The organism is Ilumatobacteraceae bacterium (assembly GCA_033344875.1).
In the GTDB taxonomy this organism is placed as follows: Bacteria; Actinomycetota; Acidimicrobiia; order Acidimicrobiales; family Ilumatobacteraceae; genus Ilumatobacter.
On record JAWPMO010000001.1, the window covers coordinates 2,294,560 to 2,318,994 of the forward strand.

Sequence of the window (24,435 nt, forward strand, 5' to 3'; positions counted from 1 at the left end):
TTTTCGGCCCTGGTGTGTCCCCTGGTGCGTCCCCTGTCACGTGACGCGTGAGTATCGGTGTCGTGTTTCGTCCGTCCGCCACGGGGTATGGATCGACCATGACGAACACCGCCACCGACTCGAAACCCACCTCCAAGATCGCCGGTCTCTCCGACGAGCAGTCCGTGTCGATCATCTCCATCCTCCAGGAGCGCCTCGCGTCCCTGCTCGACCTCCAGCTGACGCTGAAGCACATCCACTGGAACGTCGTCGGCGTCAACTTCATCTCGGTGCACGAGTTCCTCGACCCGCAGGTCGACGCCGTGCGCCTGATGTCCGACGCCGTCGCCGAGCGCATCGCCACCCTCGGCGGCGAACCCCTCGGGACGCCCGGTGCGATCATGAAGTTCCGCACCTGGGACGACTACTCGCTCAACCGTGAACCGACCGTCCGGCACCTGTCTGCCCTTGACGACGTCTACTCCGGGGTCGTCGCCGACCATCGCAAGGCGGTCTCACAGCTCGGTGACCTCGACCCGGTGACCGAGGACCTGTTCATCGGCCACCTCGCGGAACTCGAGCAGTTCCAGTGGTTCGTCCGAGCGCACCTGCAGGACGCTTCCGGCGACGTCACGTTCCGTAACACCGAGAGCTGAACGCTCCCCCGACACGCCGGCCCCTCCGGCACACGGATCCCGCAGTGCGAAGCCCGGCTCCGGCCGGGCTTCGTCGCGTCTCCGGTCAACCGATGACCGACGGGGGCTCCCCGTCGGTCACGAACGCCAACTCCTGCACGGCTCGGGTCATCGCCACGTACAGGAGTCGCGCACCGCGCGTCGTCCCGTCGAAGATCTCGTGCGGGTTGGCCACGACCACCCCGTCGAACTCGAGCCCCTTGACCGCCTCGGGGGCGAACAGCGGGACGTCGTCGTGGCCGAGCTCGTGGACGTGATCGACGGCGTCGAGGCCGACCGTCGACAGCGCAGCCCGGATCTCGTCGTGCCGTTCGGGCGGGGCGACCACACCGGTCAACCGATGACGGTGCTTGACCTCGACGACGGTCGCGGCCGCGACCGCACCCACCTCGCCCGGGTCGGCGTCGCTCCAGCTCGGCGGAGATCCGTTCAGGCGCACCGAACGACTCGGGGTCGCATCGACCCCGGTGTGCGGCAGCAGACGATTGGCCACGCGCAGGATCGGCTCGGGCACGCGATAGCCGATCGTCAGGTCGGCGACCGCGCCGTCGGCCCCCAGGTGCCGGAACACGTCGTGCCAGCGCTCCTGACCGGCCGGTGTGGTCGACTGCGCCACGTCGCCGACGAGCGTGCACGAGCCGGTCGGGGTCCGGCGTCCGATGCACCTCAGCGCGACGGCGGAGTGATCCTGTGCCTCATCGACGACGACGTGCGCGTACGTGAACGGGGTGCCGTTCAACAAGGTGTTCGCCTCGTCGACGAGGAACTGATCGGCCGGCGTCCAGGCGCGACGCTTTCCGCGCTGCCCCGGCAGGTACCGGTCGACGAGCGTCACCGGCTTCTGGGTCGGCCATGCCTTGTTGATCGCCGACTTCAGTGCGCTCGCCTCGGTCCACCGATCCTCGCCGCCACAGCGCCGTCGGAGTTCCTGGCGGGCCAGTGCCCGCAGCCGTTCCTTCCGTTCGTTGATCGGCACCTTGCCGCCCTTCGCCGTGGTGATCCAGCGGGCGACCTCGTCGGCGGTGAAGGTGTGCGTCCGAGCGCCGATCGGGACCCGGACGTCGTCGTCGGGCGGTTGGATCGTCGACAGCGCCAGCGCCTCGAGTTCGTCGAGACGATCGGCCGAACCCTTCCAGCGGGCGTCGTCGAGATCGTCGGTGCCGGTCGTGTCGACTCGGGGGATGCAGAGTTCGAGGGCCGTGCACTGCCGGACGCTGCGCTCGCCGAGCGACGGCAGCACGTTGGCGATGTAGTCGAGGAACGCCTGGTTCGGTCCGACGACGAGCACACCGTCGCGGGCCAGCCGAGCACGGTGCTCGAACAGCAGGTACGCCGCTCGGTGCAGCGCCACCGCGGTCTTGCCCGTGCCCGGACCGCCCTGGACGATCAGCGCCTGGTCGATGTCGGAGCGGATCACGATGTCCTGCTCCGCTTGGATCGTGGCGACGATCTCGCGCATCTCGCCGGACCGCGTCGCGCCGATCTCGGCGAGCACCGGGTCGGGAATCCCCGAGGCGACATCGACGGCGTCCGGGTCGTCGAGCTGTTCGTCGAGGTAGGCGGTCAGTTCGCCCTCGTCGAGGGTGAAGCGGCGGCGGAACGCCACACCCAGCGGATCGATCGCGGTCGCCCGGTAGAACGGCGCCGAGATCGGCGCACGCCAGTCGACGACGACCGGGTCGTGACCGTCGTCCTCGATGTGGCGCCGGCCGATGTACCAGCGGTCGACGCCGTCGCCATCGGGCGACGGTTCGTCGATCCGACCGAAGAACTCGCCGGCGCCGGGCGACCGGAGCGAATCGAGCGCCTCCCACACGGTCATCTCGACGTACTCGGCCGTGATCTCGTCGGCGGACGACTGCGGGTCGACGTGCTCCAGCCGGGCGATCATGCGATCGCGACAGTGCCGGGCGAACGCGAGCCGATCGCGCTCCGATCCGAGATCGGGGAACGCCTCCGGGGGCGCGACGGGTGACGGGTCGGACGACATGGGGTCCGTCACCGTAGCGGCCGGCCCGGTCGCGTCCCACGCCGGTTTCGTCGTCACCGTGACCGATCCGCCATCATGCGTGCGACCCGAAAGGACACACCCATGGACATCCAACAACTGTTCTCCGTCGAGGGCAAGATCGTGCTCGTGACCGGCGGTTCTCGCGGCATCGGCGAGATGATCGCGGCCGGCTTCCTGGCCAACGGAGCGAAGGTCTACATCAGTTCCCGCAAGGCCAACGCCTGCCAGGCGACGGCCTTGCGGTTGATGGAGCGCTTCGGCGGCGAGTGCATCCCCGTCCCAGCGGACCTGTCCGGTCTCGAGGGCGCCCAGGCGGTCGCCGCCGCGATCGGCGAGCACGAGGACCACCTCGACGTCGTCGTGAACAATGCCGGCCAGGCCTGGGGTGCACCGCTCGAGGAGTTCCCCGAGAAGGGCTGGGACCGGGTGCTGTCGGTCAACGTGAAGGGCCCCTTCTTCGTGATCCAACAACTCCTGCCGCTGCTCGAGGCGGGCGCGACGGCCGACGACCCGTCGCGAATCGTCAACATCGGCTCGATCGACGGCATCCGTCCGCCGAGCCTGCAGACGTACTCCTACAGTCCGTCGAAGGCCGCGATCCATGCGATGACCCGCCAGTTGGCGGCCGAACTCGCGCCACGCCACGTCCTCGTCAACGCGATCGCGCCCGGACCGTTCCCGACCTGGATGCTGTCGACCGGGGTCGGTGGCGGCGGCGACGTCGAGAACACGGATTGGGAGGCCGTCGGCCAGATGACACCCGTCGGCCGCGTCGGGACGCCCGAAGACATCGCCGGGCTGACGATCTTCCTGTCGAGCCGCGCCGGCGCCTTCACGGTCGGCGAGATCATCACCTGCGACGGCGGCATCGTCGTCGGCTGAACTCGGCCGTGCCGCACCCGCCACCCGGGTGCGGCACGGCAGACTGTCCGCCATGTCGTTGCCGCCCCCCGTGGCATATCCGCTCCGCATCAGCGGACTCACGAAGTGGTTCGGCGAAACGCTCGCCCTCGATGAACTCACGCTCGACGTGCCGCCGGGGAGCTGTTTCGGCCTGGTCGGGCCGAACGGCAGCGGGAAGTCGACGACGTTGCGATCGGTGATCGGGCTCGTCCGGGTCGATCACGGCACGATCGAGGTCGGCGGACACGACGTCGTGACCGACCTCCGGGCCGCGCGAGCCGCAACCGGCGTGGTGCTCGATCCGCTCCAACTCTTCGAACGCCTGACCGCGACCGAGTTCCTGCGCACGATCGGCGAGCTCCGCGAACTCGACCGCGAGCTGGTCGCCGAGCGCACGACGCAGCTGCTGACGACCCTCCAACTCGCGGCCGATGCCGACCGGCAGATCGCCGGCTACAGCCACGGGATGCGCAAGAAGACCTCGCTCGCGGCAGCGCTGCTCCATCGGCCACGCCTCCTGCTGCTCGACGAGCCCTTCGAGGGCGTCGATCCGGTGTCCGCGAGGACGATGCGTTCGATGCTCGATCGTTTCCGCGACGGCGGGGGCACCGTCGTGCTGTCGAGCCACGTCATGGACCTGGTCGAGCGACTGTGCGACCACACCGCCGTCATCCACCGGGGGCGGGTCGTCGCGAGCGGGCCGACCGACGCGTTGCGCGACGGCAGGCGACTCGAGGATGCCTTCATCGACGTGGTCGGTGCGAGCGAGGTCGATCATGATTCGCTCCCGTGGCTCGGCTGATGCACGGACCGGGCGCGACCTTCATCCGACTGCGGTGGCGACTGTGGCGTGGGGCGATCCGCCACGGCGGCACCGAACAGGTGGGAGCCGTCGTCGCCACGATCGCGTCGGCGCTGATGGGGTTCGGCGTGGGCACGGCCGTGTTGATCGCCGGTCGCCGCAGCGACCGGCCGGAGGACCTGGCGGTGCTGTTCTGCTCGCTCGTCCTGGTCGCCGTGGTGGGGTTCGGCATCGTCGCCGGGATCTCGCAACCGATCGATCCGCGTGTGATCGCCGCCGAGCCGCTGTCGGATCGTGACCGTTCGGTCGGCCTGCTCGCCGCCGCGGCAGCGAGCCCGCCCGGCCTGGCCGGCATCGCGATCGGTGTCGGTCTCGGAGCCGGCCAGACCCGCTCGGTCGGCCACCTCCCCGTCGTCGTACTGGCCGTGACGGCGTGGTTGATCTCGCTGCTCCTCGTCGCCCGAACGGCGACCAACCTCCTCGCCATGTTCACCAGTCGCTTCCCTCGTGCCGGCCAACTGGTGGTGGGGTTCGCCGGACTGCTGTTCTACGGCATGTTCCAGTTCGTGCCGGCGCTGCTCGGCCGGCTCGACACCGGCGGACGCGCTCGCCTCGCCGACGGTCTCGCGTGGACGCCACCCGGGCAGATCGGCCGGGCCTTCGGCGGCGGCGGAGGAGCGTGGCTGCACATCGCGGCCGGCGGCGCCTGGTTGCCGATCCTCGGCCTGGCCTTCGTGTGGTCGACGCGCGAGCTGTCGCTGTCGGTCCGGCGTGCGGGTGGGCTCGACACGGGCAACACCGAACGCGGGTGGATCGGTCGGCTCGCCCGGCGATGGTGCGGCAGCGGGCCCGACGGCGCGATCGCGTGGCGCAGCATCCTCACCCGGTTCCGCGCCCCACGCACCGCGCTCGAGACCTTCACCGGCGCGGGTGTCGGTATGGCGGCCGTGCTCGTCCCTGCGGTCGCGCGCGACGGCGCCGGCAGCGGGGCGGTGCTCGTCGGCGGCGCCGTGCAGCTCGCCGTGCTGTTCATGTCGGGCAACAGCTTCGGGAGCGACGGCCCGGCGCTGACCCACGAGTTGTTGACGGGGACCGACCCGGGCGCGCTCGTCAGGGGCAAGGCGCGCAGCATCGCGATCGTGGCGTCGCCGCTGGCGCTGCTCGGCCCACTCGCAGCGGCCGCGGCCACCGGCGAGTGGCGATACCTGGTGGCGGGTGTCGGCGTCGGCATCGGCGGGTTGCTGGCGGGCACCGGCGCCGCCGTGGTCCAGTCGGCACTCGTGCCGATCGCGATCCCCGAGTCGGACAACCCGTTCGCCGGTGGCGAGTCCGGCAAGGGGATGATCGCGGCGATGCTGCTCGGCGCGGTGCTGGCATGTCTCGCCGTCGTGACCGTTCCGGTCGCGCTGGCGCTGTTCTGGGCGACCGACCGAGGTCGCGTCGGCCTCGTCACGTTGTTCGGCGCGCTCACCGTCGTGGTGGGCTGGTCGATCCTGCGCCTCGGTGTCCGCATCGCCACCGCGAGGCTCACCGGTCGGCAACCCGAGTTCATCAGCGCTGTCACTCCGGCACGCTGAGTGGCGGCTACGCTGTCGAGCGTGGTCTGGGTGATCGGTCTCGTGGTGCTGGTCGTCGCGGTCGCGCTCGTTGCGATCGTGCTCCGACGTCGCTCCGCGTCCGGCACCCGCCCGGCGGCACCCGCTGCCGCAACCGTCGCCGCGCCACCGCCCGACGTCCCCATGACCGACCTCGAAGCTGCCCTCGCCAAGGTCACCGACCGCACGGGTCGTCCGATCCGCGACCACATCGACGCCGAGACACAGCACGTCGACGACCTCCGTGTGCCCGACGACACCGGGCCCCTGCTCCGCCGCGCGCTCGATCACGTCGAACAGCACCATCCCGAACAGTCCCACCCCGAAGAGCCCGGTGCCGAACCGTCCGGCACTGCCGACGCCGCCACCGATCGCGCGGCACGCGACGCCGACTGACCAACCGCCGACGCACCCCGGTGGGGGCGGGTACCGGCCGGGTTCGGCGTGCGCAGTACGCTGGGCCCATGGACCAGGACACCACCGCCCACGAGGCCGACGACGGCAGCTCCGTCACGGCCGACGCGCCCGAGGCCGAAGAACTGTTGATCGAGGAGATCTCGATCGACGGCATGTGCGGCGTGTACTGAGCGCATGGCGACGCTCGAGGCGACCACACTCGCGGAGCGCTCTCTCGAACTCCACCCTCAGGTGGCACTGCGGCCCGAACCCTTCGGTGCCCTCGCGTACCACTACGACACACGCCGGCTCATCTTCCTGAAGCACCCCGACGTCGTCCGGGTCGTGCGAGCGCTCGCCGATCACCCATCGGTCGCCGCGACGCTCGACGCGTGCGACGTCGCCGGCGAACGCCGGCCGGCATTCGAACGTGCGCTGGCCTCGCTCCTCGCATCGGAGATCCTGCATGACCGCCCTCGTTGAACAACTCAAGACCGGCCTCGACGCACCCATCTGTCTCACCTGGGAGCTGACCTACGCCTGCAACCTCGAGTGCGTCCACTGTCTGAGCTCGTCGGGACGACGCGACCCACGCGAGCTGTCCACCGACGAGGCCAAGGCGGTGCTCGACGAGCTGCACGACCTCCAGGTGTTCTACATCAACATCGGTGGTGGCGAGCCGATGATCCGTCGTGACTTCTTCGAGCTGGTCGAGTACTCGATCAGCAAGGGCGTCGGCGTCAAGTTCTCGACCAACGGCGCGTTCATCGACGCCGAGAAGGCCCGGCGCCTGGCGGCCATGGACTATCTCGACGTCCAGATCAGCCTCGACGGCACCGACGCCGTCACCAACGACGCCGTGCGCGGCGACGGTTCGTACGCGACCGCGATCCGTGCGATGGACCACCTGCGCGACGCCGGCTTCGTCGAGCGCAACGGGCCGTTCAAGATCTCGGTGGTCGTCACCCGCCACAACGTCGGCCAGCTCGACGAGTTCAAGGCGCTCGCCGACGCCTACGGCGCCCAACTCCGGATCACCCGCCTTCGTCCGTCGGGCCGCGGCGCCGACAGCTGGCACGATCTCCACCCCACCAACGCCCAGCAGCGTCAGATCTACGAGTGGCTGCTGCTGCACGGCGAACAGGTGCTCACCGGCGACTCGTTCTTCCATCTCAACGCGCTCGGCGACGAGAACCTCCCGGGGCTCAACCTGTGCGGCGCCGGTCGCGTCGTCTGCCTGATCGACCCGATCGGCGACGTCTACGCCTGTCCATTCGTGATCCACGACGAGTTCCGGGCGGGCAACGTCCGAGACACCGGCGGGTTCAGCCGTGTGTGGAAACACAGCGATCTGTTCCGCGACCTGCGCGAACCCCAGTCGGCCGGAGCGTGCGCCTCGTGTGGTTCGTTCGATGCCTGCCAGGGCGGCTGCATGGCCGCCAAGTTCTTCACCGGCATCCCGCTCGACGGTCCCGACCCCGAGTGCGTCAGCGGTCACGGCGAGCTCGCCCTCGCGCACGTCGGCGACGGGTCCGCCCCGCGCCCGATGATGGACCACTCCAAGCGGACCTCCCCCGTCACGCCCACCCCCGTCGCACTCGGCAGGAAGTAAGCCACCGAGATGTGGTGGTTGCTGGTGCCACTGGCCTATCTGGTCGGCACCTTCCCGAGTGCGACGCTCGTCGCCTCGGCGAACGGCATCGACATCCGACAGGTCGGGTCGGGCAACCCGGGCGCGTCGAACGTCACCAGGGTGCTCGGTTGGCGCCGTGGCATGTGGGTGTTCGTCCTCGACGCGGCGAAGGGTGCGCTGACCGCAGGGGCCGGGTTGCTCGTCGCGGGCCGTCCGGCCGGGTACGTGCTCGGTGGCGCCGCCGTCATCGGTCACGTGTTCCCGGTGTGGAACCGCTTCCGCGGCGGCAAGGGGGTGGCGACCGGCGGCGGCATCTTCGCCTCGCTGTCTCCGCTGGTGTTCGCCCTCCTCGTCGCGCTCTGGTTCCTCATCTCGAGGGCGACCAAGACCGCCTCACTGGCCTCGCTCGTGATCGTCATCCTCCTCCCGATCGGCGTGGGCATCGTGCGTCAGGAGCTGTGGGAGGTGATCGCGACCATCGCCGTCAGCACGCTCGTGATGGCGAGACACCTCGGCAACATCAAGCGGCTGGTCACCCGCCGCGAGCACGCGATCGGCTAACGGCGGTCCCGGTCAGAACAGCGCCCGCAGGAGCGGCGTGAGATCGAGTTCGTCGAGCGCCGGCAGTTGCACGTCGACGGCGTCGTGGAGCAGGTGCTGCCAGAACTCGTACCGGAAGAAGTGACGGCCCTCGCGCACCACGTAGTTCAGGAGGAAGAAGCGGTACGCCTCGCCGAGGAACCGCACCTCGCCCTCGGTCAGCGGGAAGGCATCGTGGTACGCCTTGAGGAACATCTGGAAACGCGGTTCGAGCAGGGTGTGCGAGCCGTACGTGAAGACCGAACGGTCGCCGGTCCGGGACGACACTCGCGAGAGGAAGTAGAAGTCGAGGAGGCGCGACTCGAGACGGAACCAGTCGTAGTCCCATCGGGAGAACATCCGGAAGGAGTCGGGATCGGCCGGATCGGTCTCGACCGAGAAGTTCCCCAGGTTCCAGTCGACGAGCACCGGGATCTTCGGCCAGTAGTCGTACCCCGACTCGTGGATCGTCGTGAGCAACCGGTGAGTGTGCCGTCGCACCAGGTCGATCCGGCTGCGATCGAGGCCGAAATGGTCACGGGCGTTGCGCGACCCGAGCATCTCGAACAGGTTGACGGCGTCGCTCTTCGCCGTCTTCGACGGGGCGGGGATCATCCGCGACACGCTCGTACACGCGCGGTGGAAACGCCCGATCTCGCCCCCGAGTCGCTGCACCTGCCCCGAGGTGAGCACCTTCGGCAGGCGGTCGCGCATCTCGACCTCTTCGTAGAAGACGACCCACATCTCGCCGTCGTAGTAGAGGTACGGGCGACCGTCGAGCGTGAGCGCGTTGGCCATGAAGTCCTCGTACGGTCCACCGTGCAGCAGCTGGTTGGTGCGGTGCAGCCGGTCGTGGTCCTCGGCGAAGAGGAAGAACGACCCGTAGCTCGACGACTTGGCGATCACCGACGAACCGTCGTCGAGACTCAGCCGGTAGACGCGGTTGGTCGACACCATCGCGCTGAGTTCGTCGGTCGCGGCGACCCGACGATCGTCGCCGAAATCGTCCCACGCGGCGGCGATGACGTCGCGATGTCGAGCGTCGAGGAGGTCCACGGTCCAAGCCTCGCACACGGGATCGCTCGCCCCATCGCTAACGTCGGGCGCGATGGACCTCGGAGCGACGACCTGGCCCGACGTGGGTGCCCCGATCGTCGTCGTGCCCGTCGGCTCCTGCGAGCAACACGGCCCCCACCTGCCGCTGCACACCGACACGACGATCGCCACCGCGCTCGCCCGATCGCTCGCCGCGCACCGCGACGACTGCGTCGTGGCCCCGCCGATCACCATCTCGGCCAGCGGCGAGCACGCCGGCTTCCCGGGAACGTTGTCGATCGGCACGTCGGTCATGGCCGACGTCGTCGTCGAGCTGGCGCGTTCGGCCGACTGGGCCGCCGGCGTCGTGTTCGTGAACGGTCACGGCGGCAACCACGCCGCGATGCAGCGCGCCGCCGAGGTGTTCGAGCACGAGCAGCGGCGGGTGCTGATCTGGTGGCCGCAGCAGGACGGGGGCGACCCGCACGCCGGGCGCACCGAGACGTCGCTGATGCTGGCACTCGCACCCGACGAGGTGCGTCGCGACCGAAGCGAGCCGGGGCCCGTGCCGCCCATGTCGGAACTGGTGCGGCACGGCGTCAAGGCGCTCAGTCCGAACGGTGTGCTCGGCGACCCGGCCGGTGCCGACGAAGCCCAAGGCGCAGCGATGTTCGCACAGCTGACCGAGCAGCTCCGCGCCGACGTCGCCGCGTGGGCGACGCCGTGACCGTTCGCCGTTACCGGTTCGACGACGGGGCGCAACGACACGGTCACGTACTGATCGGCGGATCGCCCCTGAAGTTGTTCCGGCTCACCGAGGCCGGGTCGCGGGTCGTCGACCGGATCGAGGCCGGTGAGGCGGTCGACGAATCGTCGCTCGTGATGTCGCTGGTCGACGCCGCCGTGGTGCATCCGGTCGCCGAACCTCCCGGGCGGTTCACACCAGACGACGTGACGATCGTGACGCCGGCGTTCGGTCGGGCACCGTACGTCGATCCCGGCACCATCGTCGTCGACGACGGCTCCCGACCGGCGATCCCCGACGCCACGGTCCGGCTCGACCACAACCGAGGTCCCGGAGCCGCCCGGAACGCCGGCCTCCGACGCGTCACGACACCGCTGGTCGCCTTCGTCGATGCCGACATCCGACTCCCCGTCGGCTGGCTCGACGGTCTGCTCCCCCACTTCGACGACGACCGATTGGCGCTGGTCGCGCCACGGGTTCGGTCGGCGCCCGGACCGTCGCTCCTCGACCGGTACGAACGGGAACACAGCCCGCTCGACCTCGGACCGCGTCCCGGGCGTGTGCGGGCGGGCAGCCGCATCGGCTACCTACCGGCCGCCGTCATCGTGTGCCGCACCGACGCCGTCCGAGAGGTCGGCGGCTTCGACGAGGACCTGCGCTTCGGCGAGGACGTCGACCTCGTGTGGCGGCTGGACGAGGCGGGCCACCGCATCAGGTACGAGCCGACCTCGAGCGTGAGCCACGACCCACGGCCGAACTGGCGAACCTGGTTCCGACAACGGGTCGGGTACGGATCATCGGCCGCACCGCTCTCGCGTCGGCATCACGGTGCGCTCGCCCCGTTGCGAATGAGCGGATGGAGCGTTGGGGCCTGGGTCTCGGGCCTGTTCGCCCACCCGGTGATCGGCGCCACGATCGGTGTCGGCTCGGCCGCCGCCCTCATCCGCAAGCTCGACGAGGTGCCACCCCGTGCCGCCTTCCTGCTCGCGTGGCGGGGCAACCTCGACGCAGGCGGCCAGATCGCCGAGGCGGTCCGGCGCGTCTGGTGGCCGGTCCTCCTGCTCGTCGCGTTGCGATCCCGCCGCGCTCGGTCGGGCCTACTCCTCGCGGCGCTGGCGTCGCGCCATCCGATCCGGTTGGCCGACGACGTGGCCTACTCGGTCGGGGTCTGGCGTGGCGTCGTCCGCGAGCGGACCGTCGCTCCGCTCGTCCCCGAGGTCAGTTCGTGGCCGGGACGCCGTCCGACATGGCGACGCGGAGACGCTCGCTGATGTCGTTGCAGTCGTCGCACTCCCAGAAGAACCGGTAGGCGATGCAGCCGAGGCAGACCGCGAATGCCGACTCGAGCGTCGCCGCGATCGCGAGGAGCCCGATCACGACCACCGATACCGTCGGCGCATCGGCGAGCCAGGCGACGGCTGCGACCGAGGTGAACGTGACGCCGATCGCCTGCGCGAAACGTTTCGGCGGGCCGGGCACGAAGCGATGCTCGACCGAGGTGAGCCGTGGCGTGACGATTCGGGTCGCGAACTGCCCGAGCGGGCTCAGCGTCGGCCCGGTCGCGACTCGGGCGACGAAGCCGTAGACGAGCGGCACCAACAGCCATCCCTGGCCGGTGATCAGGAATGCAACCGCCTGCAGCACCACCCCGGCAGCGACGACGCGCGCCGATGTCTCGTTGACCGGATCGGGAAAGCTGAAGAGCTGCCGCACGTCCGAAACGTTATCCGGATGAACTTGATCGGACTACTCGGGTATCGGTGCCGCAGCGGGCCCGAACGGCCGCTCTCCCCTCCACCCGCTACCGTGCCTCGGCGTGACGATCCGACTGACCGTCGACCGCGACCGCTGGTGGCAGCACGCCACCGACGTCGCTGCCTCCGTGGAGGGACTCGTCCCCGTCGTCAAGGGCAACGGCTACGGATTCGGTCGGAACAACCTGGCGATCGCCGCCAGCCGACTCAGCCCGATCATCGCCGTCGGCACCGTGCACGAACTCGACGGGCTCCCCGACGACGTCACGGTGGTGGTGTTGACCCCGACGCTCACACCACCGTCCGACACCGCCGCGGTGCTGACGGTAGGCAGCCACGGGCATCTCGACGCCCTCCAGGGCTGGGAAGGCCGCGTGATCGTCAAGCTCGAGTCGCCGATGCATCGCTTCGGCGGATCGGTCGGGCTGGTCGCCGAGGCACAGCGTCGCGGGCTCCGCACGGTCGGCGTGGCGATCCATCCGCCGCTCGCCGGCACCGACGAGGACCGACTCGGCTTCATCACCGAGCAACTCCCCCACATCGACCCCACCCTCGACGTGTGGCTCAGTCACCTGTCGCCGGGCGCCTACGAACTGCTGCCCGACACCCACCGGTACAAGTTGCGGATCGGGACCTACCTGTGGCACGGCGACCGCGAAGCGATCCGGCTCGAGGCCGACGTGCTCGACACCCGCCCTGCCGAAGCGGGCAGCACCGCCGGATACCGCCTCAACACGATCGACGGCGACTCGACGATCGTGATGATCGGCGCCGGAAGCGCTGCCGGCGTGGCACCGCTCCCCGACGGCCGCAGCCCGTTCCACTTCGCCCGCCGCCGGCTCGAACTGATCGAGCCGCCGCACATGCACACGTCGATGGCACTCGTGCCGTTCGGCGAACCGTGTCCGATCGTCGGTGATTGGGTCGATCTCCAACGTCCGTTGACCATGACGTCGGCCGACGAACTCCGATGGATCTGAGCTCACGCCGGCCGGGTCCCGACGTCGTCAGGGCGGTCGCGATGGCCGGCGTGGTCATGATGAACTTCCACGGCTACCTCATCCTGCGCGGCGCCCGTCGCGACGGCGGCGCCGTGTACGACCTGTTCGATCCGTGGACGGGTCCACTGTCGACACGATTCGCGGCGACGTTCGTGCTCACGGCCGGCGTCGGGGTGACGCTGATGACCCGGTCGTCGATCGGCGATCCCGCACGCGTCACGGAGATGCGATGGCGGCTGGTGCGGCGCGGCGTGCTCCTCTACGCCGGTGGCCTGCTGTTCGACTTCGTCTGGCCCGGCACCATCCTGCCGTTCTACGGCGCGATGTTCGTGCTCGCCGCACTGATGTTCACGATGCGGATCCGCTGGGTCGTGCTGATCGGCGTCGCCGCGGCCATCGCCGGGTGGTCGATCGAGTGGTGGAGGTTCGAGCGTGAGCTCGACGGGGCCTCGACCACTTGGCTCACCGATCCGGGCGCACTGTCGCCCAGGGGGCTGCTGTTCGACGTCTTCGTCAACGGCACCCACCCGCTGCTGCCGTGGCTCGCGTTCTTCTGCGCGGGCATCGTGCTCGGTCGGCTGTTGACCACCGCCTGGTGGCGGCCCGCCGCCGTGGTCGCCGGCTTCGCGCTGTACTCGACGGCGACCGTCGCCAACACGCTCGGCACCGGCCAACGCAGTCTCGTCCTGCTCAGCGACGACCCGTTCGACCGTGGTCTCGTGTACGTCGCCAGCGCGCTCGGCACCGCGTTGATCGCGTTCGGGGCGATCTCCTGGATCGCCGACCGCTTCGAGCGGACCGCCGCCGTCGACACGCTCCAGCGTGCCGGTCAGATGTCGCTGACGATCTACCTCGGTCACGCGCTCCTGTTCAACCTGCTGGTCGATTGGCTCGATGTCGTCGAGCCTCGCGGCGTCGGTACGGCGCTCGCCGCCACCGTGGTGTACTGGCTTCCCGCCACCGCACTCGCCGTGATGTACCAGCGCCGGCACGGCCGGGGGCCGGCCGAGCGCCTCTATCGACGACTCACCGCCTGACCGGCAGCCCGAGCGTCGAGGAGCTACAGCACCTCGCTGAACGTGCTGCACGACTGCGGGTCGCCGGTTTGGAACCCTCGCTGGAACCACTGCACACGCTGCGCCGACGAGCCGTGGGTCCACGACTCGGGATCGACCCGGCCCGACGTCTTCTGCTGGATCGCGTCGTCGCCGACCGCCGCCGCAGCGCCGAGCGCCTCCTCGACCTCGCGCGGGTCGTCGAACAGGTCGCGGTCGCTGGCGTCGCGCGCCCAGGCTCCGGCGAAGCAGTCGGCCTGGAGTTCGAGCGCCACCGAGTACTGGTTGGCGCGCTGCGGGTCTTCCTGCTGGGCTCGACGCATCTGCTCGTTGATGCCGAGCACGTTCTGCACGTGGTGGCCGAACTCGTGGGCGACGATGTACTGCGCCGCGAGGTCGCCGGTCGCACCGAACTGGTTCTGCAGCGTCACCAGGAAGTCGAGGTCGAAGTACACGAGGCTGTCGAGCGGGCAGTAGAACGGCCCGGTCTGGCTCGACGCCTGCCCACAGCCGGTGTTGGTGAACCCCGAGAAGAAGACGGTCTGGGTGTCGATGTAATCGACCCCGAACGACAGCGGTAGCTGATCGATCCAGTACTCCGACACATCGTCGGTCGCCCCACACAGGATCTGTTCGAGTTCGGAGTCACAGGGCGCTTCGCCTCCGCCGGTCGCCGACGAGTCGCCCTCCGTCGCCGGCGCCACCGGAGAACCACCGGTCGGCAAGCCACCGACGCCACCGCCACCGAGCAGCTTCGGGAGGATGAACACGGCACCGAGCACGAGAATCGCGACGAGCCCGCCGCCACCCTTCAGGAGGCTGCCGAGCCCTCCGGCCCCGCCGGGGATCGGCAGGCCTCCGCCACCGCCACGGCTTCCACCGCCGAGCCCGCCCTTGAGCAGGTCGCCGAGACCGCCGGACGCACCGCCACCGCCCTGCCCGCGCCGATCCTGGATACGGCTGGAACTGCGGGAGCGAATCTTCGTCATGCCGTCAGTCTCGCAAATCCTGCGCGCGCCGGGGCGGCTCAGGTCGCCTCGGGCGTCGGGGCCGAGATCCGCGGCGCCGACACATCGCGTCGGATGCCACGCAGACCGATCGCGCCGGCGCCGATGAGCGGGCCGCGATCACCGAGCCGGACGGGCGTGATGCGCGCCGCCGCACCGTGGCCGACCCGGGCCACCTGGTCGATCTCCTCCTGTGCCGCGTTGAAGAACGTCGCGGCGAAACCGAGCGCCACCCCACCGCCGACCACCACGAGATCGATGTCCATCGAGGTGCAGATCATGCCAGCGGCGCGTCCGACGAGGCGGCCGGTGCGTCGCATGATGTCGTAGGTCGGTTCGGTCGGTGAGCGACCGGTGATCGCTTCGATCGCGAGACCCGACGCCTCGGCCTCGAGGCAGCCTCGCGCCCCACAGCCACAACGTCGCCCGCCCGGCTCGACGATCATGTGGCCGACGTGGCCGGCGTTCCCGGTCGCACCGTCGAGGAGTTCACCGTCGATCACGAGACCACCACCGACCCCGGTCGACACGGTCATCGCGCAGAAGCTGGAGACCCCCTGTGCCGCACCGAGCCAGCCCTCCGACAGCGCGAGCGCCTTGGCGTCGAGGTCGCCGTACACGGGAAGGCCCGTCAGGTCGACGAGATGTGACCGAAGGGGGAACCGCCGCCACGAGGAGATGTTGACCGGCGAGACGGTCTCGCAGTTGCGTTCGATCGGACCGGCACAGCCGATCCCGATCGCTCGAACCCGGACGTCGTGCTGCTCGGCTCGGTCGAGTTGCTCGGCGACGATCGACGCGAGTGCCGCGAAGTGTGACTGCGGGCCGACGTCGGGCTCGACGTCGATCCGGCTGCGGTCGAGCAGCGCGCCGCGAGACGTCATGAGCCCGGACGCGAACTTGGTCCCGCCGATGTCGATCGCGAGGATGACGTCGCGCTGTTGACCCGACGGTGTGCTCATCGCCGTCGACGCTACCTGCGCGCACTCGCCCGCGACCGGTCCCCTCACGATTCGCGCTGATCATGGCGCCGTGCGGATTGCGGGCCGTTCCCGACCCGTTAGCGTCTGGCTGTCCGCTCGAGGCGAACCGACGATCCATCACCATGGCCAGCGCCACCACGCACTCCGCTGCAATCGGCCTGCTGTTCGTCGGCGCGCTCCTCGTGCCGAGCGTGATGGTCTCGGCGCAGGATGCCGAGCCGCCGCCGACCTCGGCGCCTCCCACCAGCTCCCCGGCGCCCGCTACCACCTCCACGTCTACCTCGACGACGACCACGACCACGACCACGACCACGACCACGACCACGACCACGACCACGAGCACCACGCTCCCGGTCAGCACGACGACCCGGCCTCGGGTCACCACGACCACCACCACGACCACCACGACCACCACGACACCGCCCGTTCCGACGACGACCGTGGCCTGTGTCCCGGCGACCACCACCACCACGACCACCACGCTGCCGGCCTCCACGACGACCACCACCACGACGACCACCACCACCACGACCACCACGACGTTGCCCGGCACCACGACGACCACCACGACCACCACGCCTCCGCCGCCCTGCCCCACCACCACCACGACCGCACCGACCGCCACCACGACCGCCACCACGACGGTGCCCGCCGGCCCGGCACCTGCGGCAGCCCCGCTCGGCGTGGAGATCCCCGACGATCTCGGCCAGATCCTGCTGACGATCCGCACCCTCGAGTCCGGCGGACGGTACGACGCCCCGCCCAACAAGGGTCGGGCATCCGGCGCCTACCAGTTCATCGCGAGCACGTGGAACAACTACGCCGGCTACCCGCACGCCTACCTCGCACCACCGGAGATCCAGGACGAACGAGCCCTGGCCGACGTCCGTTCGATCCTGTGGACCTGGAAGGGCGACGTCTCGATGGTGCCGGTGATCTGGTACTACCCCAAGGCGGCTCGCCAGACCGAGCTCATGGACGAGGTGCCACTGCCCCAGTACGGCAACCGGCTGACGGTCCGCGAGTACCAACGTCGTTGGCTCGAACTCCTCGCGTTCATCACCGGCGACCCCTCGGGGTTCCGGCTCGCGCTCGCCCCACCGGGGCTCGAATTCCTCTCCGGTCTCCCGCCGGTCGTCGAGCGCAACCCGGTCGAGCTCGAACAGATCGCGTTCCCGGTGCTCGGTGGGGCCGTCGTCGCTCCGCCGCAGCCGTGCGCCGGCGAATCCTGTGCCACCGGTACCGACGCGATCGTGTACGGCCAGAAGCACCAGCCGGTCCTCGCTGCCACCGACGGTGTCGTGACGGCGATCGAGTACGGCGATCCGGTCTCCGGCGCGGTGACGCTCACGATGATCGACATCGCGGGCCGTCGCTTCCACTACGCCGGCTTCAACGACGACAACCCCGGCACCGTCGACGGTGACGCCGACCACTCCCTACGGTTCACGGCGCTCGGCCGAGTCGGCGCGACCGTCCGAGCCGGACAGATCATCGGCTTCCTCGGCGACACCGACCCGATGCCCGGCGACGAGAACCACGGCGCTCCGACCCAGGCCGTGTGGCCCCACCTTCGCTTGACCGTGTTCGACCTCGACGGAACACGTCTCGACGCCGACCGACTCGTCGTCGACGCGCAGCGCGCTCAGGCCTGCCACGTCGGGATCGGACCGTGGTCGGTCCCGCCCGACGAGCGACTCGAGGCGACCGGCGACACCGCCGGCGCCTGGACCCGTTCCGACGTCGAGGTCGACGCGATCCTCAACGGCGGCTGGCTCCTGCGGGCCGACGGCACGGTGACCGCGCACGGCCGGTCCGCGCTGATCCTCGCGCCCGAGGGCTGCGAGTGGGCACCCGACGGTGCGTTCGGCCCGGGCGCCTCCGGCAACCAACCACCCGACGGCTGGGACGACGACCTCGAGGTCCCCGTTCGCTATCTGGTGTCGGGCGCGCTGTCGGCGGAGCCGTTCACACCCGTCGGGCCGCTTCGACCAGGTTGATCTCGTAGAGCACCTCGGCGAGCGCATTGGCGGCCGTGATCGCGCTGAACCGCTGCGGTCGCTCCGGGGTGCAGCAGCTCGGCACCGGCGCGAGCACGGTCCACGGACGAGGGTGGCAGAACTGCACGACGCTGTAGCGCTCGCCCTCGTAGCCGGGCGCTGCCACCACGCGGTGCCAACCGATCGGGATCGTGCCGTTGGTCAGCCGTTCCAGCATGATCCCGGTGTTGATGATGACCTGGCCCTCGGGTGCGACCGCGTCGACCCACTCGTCGTCGACCTTGACCTGGAGCCCCGGTGCGGTCGCTCGCGGCAGCGCGGTGATCAGGTTGATGTCGCCGTGCGCACCCGCCCAGACGTGTCCGTCGGCGGGCACGTCGGTCATCGGTGGGTAGCGGATCGCTCGCGTGAGCGTCGGGCCGTCCTTGACCATGTCGTCGAAGAACGTCTCGTGACAGCCGATGCCCTCGGCGATGACCCGGAGGAAGCGCCGCTGCAGATCGGCGATCGCATCGTGGAATCGGTACAGCACGTCGGTGATGCCCGGCACGACCGACTCGGGGAGCACCTGGTCGGGATACGCCGTCGCGAAATCGTTCCGGAGCGGGTGCCCTGCGGCGATGGGGGTCGACCAGTTGAGCATCTCCTTCCAGTCGGGCTGATCGCTGTCGGCGGCGGTCTCGACCAGGAGGCCGGTGTAACCGGTCTGTCCGTTCGCCCCGGGCACGCGGAACTGCTCCTTGGCGTCCTGCTCGAGTTGGAAGAACGTGGCGAGCATGCCGTACGCGGTGTCGATCAGGTCTTCGGAGACGTCGTGCTGCGTGTAGACGAATCCGGTCGCGAGACTGCGGGCGACGCCGTCGACGACGGCGCGCCGCGCCGGGCCGGTGCTGTTCTCGAAGGCCAACAGGTCGACGTCGAGGATCTCGCTCATGTCGTGAACGCTACTGGGATTCGGGCGCGCCACCGGGCGCGAAGAGCGCGGGCGCCCCGCCCGTGTGGATGAACACCAAGTCGCTGCCCTCCGGCCACCGGCCGGCCTCGGCGTTGCCGATCATGCCGGCCAGACCCTTGCCGCTGTACACGCGGTCGAGCACCCAGCCCCCGTGCCGTGCCGCCCAGCGGATCGCTGCGTCGCCGGCGCCGGTCGGGACGGCGTAGTCGTCGCCGATCCAGTTCGGGTCGAGCTGGACGTCGGACCGGTCGAACGATCCCCGGTCGCCTCCGATCAGGTCGATCGTGTCGTGGGTGAGTTTGCCGATGTCGGGCATGCCCATGTTGACGCCCTTGGCGACGCCGATCGCGAGCACTTCCGGGACGGCGGCACCTCCCGCCCTGACCAGGGCACGACCGGCGAGCAGCCCGGCGTGTGTGCCACCGCTCGACGAGGTGTGCACGATCGCCGCCGGCCGGATGCCCTGGGCGGCGCACTGCTCCATGATCTCGACGAACGCCGCCGCGTACCCGACCGCGCCGACCGCCGTGGATCCGCCGATCGGGATCGCGTAGGGAGCGGAACCCGACGCACCGAGTTCGTCGGTCAGCGCTTCCCGAGCGATCTCGAGCTCGCCCCAGTGGCTCTCCTCGGCGCCCGTGTGATGCAGCTGAGCGCCGAACAGGGCGGACAGCAACTGGTTCCCGGTCGCGACCTCCGGACGGTCACCGGAGAGCACGAGGTGCACTTCGAGCCCGAGCACGGCGCCGGCGGCAGCGGTCATCCGGCAGTGGTTCGACTGGGCGGCGCCGACCGTGACGAGTGACCGAGCACCGTCGGCGACGGCCGCACCGCACAGGAACTCCAGCTTGCGGGCCTTGTTGCCGCCGAGGCCGAGCCCCGTGAGGTCGTCGCGTTTGACCCACAGCCGCGAGCCGCCGGGGAGCACGGGGCCCCGTTCGAGCGGGGTCGGCAGGGTCGCGAGGCGCGCCCTCGGAAGATGACCGAACACCGTCGGCATGATAGGCACATCAGGCGTGACGACGGACTGGAACCCCCTGCTGCGCGGCGAGTTCGACGAACCGTACTGGGACGAACTGCAGCAGTTCGTGCGCCGGGAGCGGGAGCGTGGACCCGTGTACCCGCCGCACGACGAGGTCTTCGCCGCGCTGCATCTGACCGACTACGCCTCGACGCGCGTCATGATCCTCGGCCAGGACCCCTACCACGGCCCCGGCCAGGCCCACGGGCTCGCCTTCTCGGTTCGCGACGGGGTCCGGGTCCCACCCTCGCTGGCGAACATCCACAAGGAGCTGCACGCGGATCTCGGCCAGCCGGTGCCGTCACACGGCAACCTCGAGGCCTGGGCGCGACAGGGTGTGCTGCTGCTCAACACGACGCTCACCGTCCGAGGTGGCGAGGCGGCGTCGCACCAGGGTCGCGGCTGGGAGACCTTCACCGACCGGGTCATCCGGGTCGTCGACGCCAAGCCGGAACACGTCGTGTTCATCCTGTGGGGTGGCCATGCCCGCAGGAAGAAGACGTTGATCGACGGCGATCGGCACACCATCCTGGAGTCACCCCATCCCTCCCCGCTGTCCGCCCACCAGGGATTCCTCGGGAGCCGGCCGTTCAGCCGAGCCAACGAGGCCCTCGAAGCGCACGGCCAGGCCCCGATCGACTGGACGCTCTGAATGCCCTGGACCGACCATCCGAAGGTGACCGCACTGCGGCGACGCAACTCGTTCGTCGACGTCGTCGTCGAGACCCTCGACGGGTTCCGCCGACACCTCACCGGCCGCAACAGCGCCGTGCTCACCTACTACGGGTTCCTGACCCTCTTCCCGCTGTTCCTCGCCGCGACGACCATCCTCGGTCTGCTGCTCGAGAGCAAGCCCGAGTGGCGGGACGAACTCGTCGGCTCGGCGGTCGAGTCGGTGCCGTTCATCGGCGACCAGATCGCCGGGGGCCAGATCGGCACGAGTTGGCTGGCGTTGGCGATCGGTCTGGCCGCCGCGCTGTGGGGGTCGATGAAGGCGTTCGTCGGGCTCCAGGTCGCCTACGACGACACCTGGGAGATCCCGCTCGACGACCGCGCCGGATTCGTCGCGCAGCGCACCCGGGCGCTGATCGGTCTCGCCGTCATCGGCGGCGCGCAGGTCGCGACCGTGGTCCTCGCCTCGCTCGTCGCCGAGGCCGACCTCCCACGGATCGGGCAGGTCCTCCTCGTCCTCGGCGGGCTGGCGATCAACCTCGCCATCGTCGGACCGATGTACCGGTTCCTCACCTCGGCGGACACCTCGTGGTCGATGGTCCTGCCCGGAGCCGTCTTCACCGGCATCCTGTACACGGTGATCCAGATGTTCGGTACCCAGGTCACGTCCGAGCTGGCGAAGAGCGACAAGTACGGCGAACTCGGGTCGGTACTGGCGCTGCTCAGCTGGCTGAGCCTGCACGCGGTCATCAACCTGTTCGGCGCCGAGATCAACGCCGCGCGGCAGCGCCTCGCCGAACGGAGCGACACCACCCCGTCGTCGCCGATCCTGGCCGAGCCGCCCCTCGCCGACGCCTGACGACCACCCGGCGGGCGATCAGTCGGTCGCGACGTCGGTGACGATCACCGATGACCGCTCGAGCGTGCGGTGCACCGGGCAGCGGTCGGCGATCCGCACCAGGCTCGCCAACTGGTCGGCGTCGAGATCCCCGTCGAGGCGCAGGACACGGGTGAACCGATCGACACGAGGCTCCGATGGCTCGTCGGCGGCAGCAGCGTCGGCGTCGTGCACCCGGTCGTGCGAGACCTCGACCGTCACCCGATCGAGCGGAAGTCGTTTCCGGTCGGCGTACATCCGCAGCGTCATCGAGGTGCAGGCGCCGAGTGCCGCACCGAGCAGGTCGTACGGGCTCGGGCCGGCGTCGTACCCGCCGATCGACACCGGCTCGTCGGCGAGGAATCGGTGCCGGCCGGCCACCACGTGGTTCAGGAACGCACCCTGGGTCGTCTCGGCCACGACGACCTGCGCCGAGGGGTCGGGGACCGCCGCCGCACGGCTCTGGTCGGCGAGGTATCGAGCCGCCCACGTGCCGATCATCGACGCGCAGTGCGCAGCGTCGACCGGATCGGCGAGGAGGTGATCGGCGCCGTCGAGCGAGACGAAGCTCTTCGGATGGCGAGCGGCACCGAAGATCGCCGCGGCGTGCTCGACCCCGACGACGTTGTCGATCGGCGAGTGCATGACCAGCAGCGCGCCGTTGAACCCCGCGGCCGACGACGTGACGAGATCGGCCCGGAGATCGTCGAGAAACTGCTGGCGGATCGTGAACCGGCGCCCGTGCAGGTCGACGCAGGCCTCGCCGTCGGCGGCGATCTGGTCGAGCGCACCGTCGAAGAGGTGGGCGACGTGCCCGGCGTCGGACGGCGCACCGATGGTCGCGATCGCGGCGACCTCCGGGATCCGGCTCGCCGCCACGATCACCGCCGCCCCTCCGAGCGAATGACCGACCAGCAGCTGCGGGCCGGCGTGGTGCTCGCGCAGCCACGCTGCGGCCGCGATCAGGTCGTCGACGTTGGAGGAGAAGTTCGTGTTGGCGAACTCCCCTTCGCTCGCGCCCAACCCGGTGAAGTCGAAGCGCAGGAGTCCGTAGCCGAGATCGGTGAGCGTGGTGGCGATCCGCGACGCCGCCTTGACGTCTTTGGAACACGTGAAGCAGTGGGCGAACAGCGCGAACGCCTTGGGCGGGCCCGCCGGCAGGTCGAGCCGTGCGGCCAGGAGGTGACCGTGGCTCCCCGGGAAGGTGACGCGTTCGACGTGTGATGGCACCGCGCCGACGGTACCAGCGCACATGGAGGTGTCGTCCCGGATCCGACCGGCCGACGAGGCGTTGATCCGGCCCACGAGGATGCGATACTGCTCCGTCGTGGCGCTGAACGACACCTCATCCTCCCCGGTCGTCCGGTCGGTCAACGACAAGCTGATCCGACCACTCGGCGACTTCCTCCACAAGGAAGCCAGCGCCGGGCTGCTGCTCGTTCTCGCTGCGGTGACCGCGTTGATCTGGGCCAACTCGCCGTGGTCCGACAGCTACTTCGACCTGCTGTCGACCGAGGCGTTCATCGGGATCGGCGACTTCGAGATCGGCCTCGATCTGAAGGAGTGGATCAACGACGGCGCGATGGTGCTGTTCTTCTTCGTCGTCGGACTCGAGATCAAGCGAGAACTCACCCAGGGCGAACTTCGCGATCCCCGCCAGGCGGCGTTGCCGATCATCGGCGCGATCGGCGGGATGATCGTCCCCGCCGTCATCTTCGCCGCGCTCAACGCCGGCGGTGAGGGCCAGGACGGGTGGGGCATCCCGATGGCCACCGACATCGCGATCGTCATGGGCGTCGTGGCGTTGATGGGCACCCGGGCACCGTCGTGGTTGAAGTTGTTCCTGCTCGCGCTCGCCATCGTCGACGACATCGGCGCGATCCTCGTGATCGCCGTCTTCTACTCCGAGGGCGTCTCGTTCGAGTGGCTGGCCGTCGCGATCGGAGCGGTCGTCGTCGCGGCGCTCTCCCGCTCCACGCTCACGTCGATCGGCCCGTACCTGGTGCTGGGTGCGATCTGTTGGGTCGGCCTCCACGAGGCCCACATCCACCCCACGCTGGCGGGGGTCACCTTCGGCATGATGGCGCCGGTGCGCCCGTTCCGGACCACGGCGCTCGTCGACGCCGACGAGTTGGCGCAGCGTCCCAACGCCGCGAATGCGCTGCGGGTGTCCACCCAGGCTCGCTCCACCGTGTCGATCGTCGAGTGGCTCGAGTACAAGCTGCACCCGTACTCCGCGTTCCTGATCGTCCCGATGTTCGCACTCGCCAACGCCGGCATCCGGATTCCGGCGTCCGAGGTCGGCGCCGCGTTCTCGAACCCGGTCACCTGGGGGGTCATCCTCGGATTGGTCGTCGGCAAGGCGGTCGGCATCACCGCGTTCACGCTCGGCGCCGTCGCGCTCAAGATCGGTTCGCTCCCGGTCGGTGTCACACCTCGCTACGTGATCGGCGCCGGTGCGCTCGGCGGGATCGGTTTCACCGTCTCGCTGTTCGTGACCGAGCTCGCCTTCGGTGAAGAACTCGTCGGGACCGACGCACGACTCGGGGTGCTGATCGCATCGTTGCTCGCCGGAGCGATCGGTACCGCCATCCTGATCCCGGGTCGCGTCGTCGACGATCGGTCGATGGACGACCACCTGCCCGAGCCCGTCGCGCCCGTCTGACCGCTCCGCAGTGAACGAAACGTGACGAAATCGACTAGAACGGTGGCCTACGGCGAGTTCGGCAACCGGCTG

The 24,435-nt window shown here is 69.8% G+C and carries 25 protein-coding genes; 17 read left to right on the top strand and 8 right to left on the bottom strand.

Annotated features, from left to right (window positions below; translation table 11 throughout):
- Window positions 1-98: 98 nt before the first annotated feature.
- On the top strand, window positions 99-635 hold the full coding sequence (locus R8G01_10845; protein MDW3214487.1) for a DNA starvation/stationary phase protection protein: 537 nt from the start codon (window positions 99-101) through the stop codon (window positions 633-635).
- 85 nt (window positions 636-720) lie between these two features.
- On the opposite strand, the gene R8G01_10850 is transcribed toward R8G01_10845, so the two are convergent.
- Window positions 721-2,664: an AAA family ATPase gene (locus tag R8G01_10850; GenBank protein ID MDW3214488.1), complete on the bottom strand. Its 1,944-nt coding sequence runs from the start codon at window positions 2,662-2,664 to the stop codon at window positions 721-723.
- A 102-nt stretch (window positions 2,665-2,766) separates the two neighbouring features.
- On the opposite strand from R8G01_10850, the gene R8G01_10855 reads away from it, so the two are divergent.
- The 8 genes from R8G01_10855 to plsY all read left to right on the top strand — a co-directional run bounded on the left by R8G01_10855 (window position 2,767) and on the right by plsY (window position 8,575).
- Complete coding sequence (locus R8G01_10855) at window positions 2,767-3,567, top strand: SDR family oxidoreductase (GenBank protein MDW3214489.1); 801 nt, start codon at window positions 2,767-2,769, stop codon at window positions 3,565-3,567.
- 52 nt (window positions 3,568-3,619) lie between these two features.
- Entirely contained in the window at window positions 3,620-4,390 is a 771-nt protein-coding gene (locus tag R8G01_10860) for an ABC transporter ATP-binding protein (protein ID MDW3214490.1), read from the top strand.
- On the top strand, window positions 4,378-5,967 hold the full coding sequence (locus R8G01_10865) for a hypothetical protein (protein MDW3214491.1): 1,590 nt from the start codon (window positions 4,378-4,380) through the stop codon (window positions 5,965-5,967). The genes R8G01_10860 and R8G01_10865 overlap by 13 nt, the downstream gene beginning before the upstream one ends.
- 21 nt (window positions 5,968-5,988) lie before the next feature.
- Complete coding sequence (locus tag R8G01_10870) at window positions 5,989-6,381, top strand: hypothetical protein (GenBank protein ID MDW3214492.1); 393 nt, start codon at window positions 5,989-5,991, stop codon at window positions 6,379-6,381.
- Window positions 6,382-6,449: 68 nt separating this feature from the next.
- Complete coding sequence (mftA, locus tag R8G01_10875) at window positions 6,450-6,572, top strand: mycofactocin precursor MftA (GenBank protein MDW3214493.1); 123 nt, start codon at window positions 6,450-6,452, stop codon at window positions 6,570-6,572.
- A 4-nt stretch (window positions 6,573-6,576) separates the two neighbouring features.
- A complete protein-coding gene (gene mftB, locus R8G01_10880; protein MDW3214494.1) occupies window positions 6,577-6,864 on the top strand; it encodes a mycofactocin biosynthesis chaperone MftB in 288 nt (95 codons plus the stop codon).
- On the top strand, window positions 6,848-7,993 hold the full coding sequence (gene mftC / locus R8G01_10885; GenBank protein ID MDW3214495.1) for a mycofactocin radical SAM maturase: 1,146 nt from the start codon (window positions 6,848-6,850) through the stop codon (window positions 7,991-7,993). Before mftB ends, mftC begins: the two co-directional genes overlap by 17 nt.
- A gap of 24 nt (window positions 7,994-8,017) precedes the next feature.
- A complete protein-coding gene (gene plsY / locus R8G01_10890) occupies window positions 8,018-8,575 on the top strand; it encodes a glycerol-3-phosphate 1-O-acyltransferase PlsY (protein MDW3214496.1) in 558 nt (185 codons plus the stop codon).
- A gap of 12 nt (window positions 8,576-8,587) precedes the next feature.
- On the opposite strand, the gene R8G01_10895 is transcribed toward plsY, so the two are convergent.
- Window positions 8,588-9,649 carry a hypothetical protein gene (locus tag R8G01_10895; GenBank protein MDW3214497.1) on the bottom strand — a complete coding sequence of 354 codons (1,062 nt, stop codon included), beginning with the start codon at window positions 9,647-9,649 and terminating at the stop codon, window positions 8,588-8,590.
- 52 nt (window positions 9,650-9,701) lie between these two features.
- Here R8G01_10895 and mftE point away from each other — a divergent pair, with 52 nt between their 5' ends.
- Window positions 9,702-10,355, top strand: a complete 654-nt coding sequence (mftE, locus tag R8G01_10900) for a mycofactocin biosynthesis peptidyl-dipeptidase MftE (GenBank protein ID MDW3214498.1) — start codon at window positions 9,702-9,704, stop codon at window positions 10,353-10,355.
- Window positions 10,340-11,644: a mycofactocin biosynthesis glycosyltransferase MftF gene (mftF, locus tag R8G01_10905; protein ID MDW3214499.1), complete on the top strand. Its 1,305-nt coding sequence runs from the start codon at window positions 10,340-10,342 to the stop codon at window positions 11,642-11,644. The genes mftE and mftF overlap by 16 nt, the downstream gene beginning before the upstream one ends.
- Here the strand turns inward: mftF and R8G01_10910 are convergent.
- Window positions 11,592-12,086 carry a DUF4395 domain-containing protein gene (locus R8G01_10910; GenBank protein ID MDW3214500.1) on the bottom strand — a complete coding sequence of 165 codons (495 nt, stop codon included), beginning with the start codon at window positions 12,084-12,086 and terminating at the stop codon, window positions 11,592-11,594. The two genes, mftF and R8G01_10910, sit on opposite strands and share 53 nt — an antisense overlap.
- A gap of 103 nt (window positions 12,087-12,189) precedes the next feature.
- On the opposite strand from R8G01_10910, the gene R8G01_10915 reads away from it, so the two are divergent.
- Window positions 12,190-13,107 (top strand): alanine racemase, encoded by a 918-nt coding sequence (locus tag R8G01_10915; protein MDW3214501.1) that lies wholly within the window; start codon window positions 12,190-12,192, stop codon window positions 13,105-13,107.
- Complete coding sequence (locus tag R8G01_10920) at window positions 13,098-14,165, top strand: DUF418 domain-containing protein (GenBank protein MDW3214502.1); 1,068 nt, start codon at window positions 13,098-13,100, stop codon at window positions 14,163-14,165. The genes R8G01_10915 and R8G01_10920 overlap by 10 nt, the downstream gene beginning before the upstream one ends.
- Window positions 14,166-14,188: 23 nt before the next feature.
- On the opposite strand, the gene R8G01_10925 is transcribed toward R8G01_10920, so the two are convergent.
- The gene (locus R8G01_10925; protein ID MDW3214503.1) at window positions 14,189-15,172 is read right to left on the bottom strand and encodes a neutral zinc metallopeptidase; all 984 of its coding nucleotides are present in this window, start codon (window positions 15,170-15,172) and stop codon (window positions 14,189-14,191) included.
- 38 nt (window positions 15,173-15,210) lie between these two features.
- On the bottom strand, window positions 15,211-16,152 hold the full coding sequence (locus tag R8G01_10930) for an ROK family protein (protein MDW3214504.1): 942 nt from the start codon (window positions 16,150-16,152) through the stop codon (window positions 15,211-15,213).
- A 143-nt stretch (window positions 16,153-16,295) separates the two neighbouring features.
- On the opposite strand from R8G01_10930, the gene R8G01_10935 reads away from it, so the two are divergent.
- Complete coding sequence (locus tag R8G01_10935; protein MDW3214505.1) at window positions 16,296-18,173, top strand: hypothetical protein; 1,878 nt, start codon at window positions 16,296-16,298, stop codon at window positions 18,171-18,173.
- Here R8G01_10935 and R8G01_10940 read toward each other — a convergent pair.
- Both R8G01_10940 and R8G01_10945 read right to left on the bottom strand, forming a co-directional pair.
- Entirely contained in the window at window positions 18,142-19,107 is a 966-nt protein-coding gene (locus R8G01_10940; GenBank protein ID MDW3214506.1) for a 2-oxoglutarate and iron-dependent oxygenase domain-containing protein, read from the bottom strand. The two genes, R8G01_10935 and R8G01_10940, sit on opposite strands and share 32 nt — an antisense overlap.
- A 10-nt stretch (window positions 19,108-19,117) precedes the next feature.
- Window positions 19,118-20,119, bottom strand: a complete 1,002-nt coding sequence (locus R8G01_10945; GenBank protein MDW3214507.1) for a pyridoxal-phosphate dependent enzyme — start codon at window positions 20,117-20,119, stop codon at window positions 19,118-19,120.
- A gap of 25 nt (window positions 20,120-20,144) precedes the next feature.
- Here R8G01_10945 and ung point away from each other — a divergent pair, with 25 nt between their 5' ends.
- The gene (ung, locus tag R8G01_10950; GenBank protein MDW3214508.1) at window positions 20,145-20,801 is read left to right on the top strand and encodes a uracil-DNA glycosylase; all 657 of its coding nucleotides are present in this window, start codon (window positions 20,145-20,147) and stop codon (window positions 20,799-20,801) included.
- A gap of 24 nt (window positions 20,802-20,825) precedes the next feature.
- Window positions 20,826-21,680: a YihY/virulence factor BrkB family protein gene (locus tag R8G01_10955; GenBank protein MDW3214509.1), complete on the top strand. Its 855-nt coding sequence runs from the start codon at window positions 20,826-20,828 to the stop codon at window positions 21,678-21,680.
- An 18-nt stretch (window positions 21,681-21,698) separates the two neighbouring features.
- Here the strand turns inward: R8G01_10955 and R8G01_10960 are convergent, their stop codons facing one another.
- Window positions 21,699-22,928, bottom strand: coding sequence for an alpha/beta fold hydrolase (locus R8G01_10960; protein MDW3214510.1), 1,230 nt, complete (start codon window positions 22,926-22,928; stop codon window positions 21,699-21,701).
- 22 nt (window positions 22,929-22,950) lie between these two features.
- On the opposite strand from R8G01_10960, the gene nhaA reads away from it, so the two are divergent.
- A complete protein-coding gene (nhaA, locus tag R8G01_10965; GenBank protein ID MDW3214511.1) occupies window positions 22,951-24,363 on the top strand; it encodes a Na+/H+ antiporter NhaA in 1,413 nt (470 codons plus the stop codon).
- Window positions 24,364-24,435: the final 72 nt, after the last annotated feature.

Excerpts from the sequence above, each read along its gene's own strand:
- R8G01_10930 (MDW3214504.1), bottom strand. The coding sequence starts at position 16,152 with ATGAGCACACCGTCGGGTCAACAGCGCGACGTCATCCTCGCGATCGAC.
- mftB (MDW3214494.1), top strand. The coding sequence starts at position 6,577 with ATGGCGACGCTCGAGGCGACCACACTCGCGGAGCGCTCTCTCGAACTC.
- R8G01_10925 (MDW3214503.1), bottom strand. The coding sequence starts at position 15,172 with ATGACGAAGATTCGCTCCCGCAGTTCCAGCCGTATCCAGGATCGGCGC.
- R8G01_10850 (MDW3214488.1), bottom strand. The coding sequence starts at position 2,664 with ATGTCGTCCGACCCGTCACCCGTCGCGCCCCCGGAGGCGTTCCCCGAT.
- nhaA (MDW3214511.1), top strand. The coding sequence starts at position 22,951 with ATGGAGGTGTCGTCCCGGATCCGACCGGCCGACGAGGCGTTGATCCGG.
- mftA (MDW3214493.1), top strand. The coding sequence starts at position 6,450 with ATGGACCAGGACACCACCGCCCACGAGGCCGACGACGGCAGCTCCGTC.
- R8G01_10940 (MDW3214506.1), bottom strand. The coding sequence starts at position 19,107 with ATGAGCGAGATCCTCGACGTCGACCTGTTGGCCTTCGAGAACAGCACC.
- R8G01_10855 (MDW3214489.1), top strand. The coding sequence starts at position 2,767 with ATGGACATCCAACAACTGTTCTCCGTCGAGGGCAAGATCGTGCTCGTG.
- mftC (MDW3214495.1), top strand. The coding sequence starts at position 6,848 with ATGACCGCCCTCGTTGAACAACTCAAGACCGGCCTCGACGCACCCATC.
- mftE (MDW3214498.1), top strand. The coding sequence starts at position 9,702 with ATGGACCTCGGAGCGACGACCTGGCCCGACGTGGGTGCCCCGATCGTC.
- R8G01_10860 (MDW3214490.1), top strand. The coding sequence starts at position 3,620 with ATGTCGTTGCCGCCCCCCGTGGCATATCCGCTCCGCATCAGCGGACTC.
- R8G01_10935 (MDW3214505.1), top strand. The coding sequence starts at position 16,296 with ATGGCCAGCGCCACCACGCACTCCGCTGCAATCGGCCTGCTGTTCGTC.
- R8G01_10920 (MDW3214502.1), top strand. The coding sequence starts at position 13,098 with ATGGATCTGAGCTCACGCCGGCCGGGTCCCGACGTCGTCAGGGCGGTC.
- R8G01_10845 (MDW3214487.1), top strand. The coding sequence starts at position 99 with ATGACGAACACCGCCACCGACTCGAAACCCACCTCCAAGATCGCCGGT.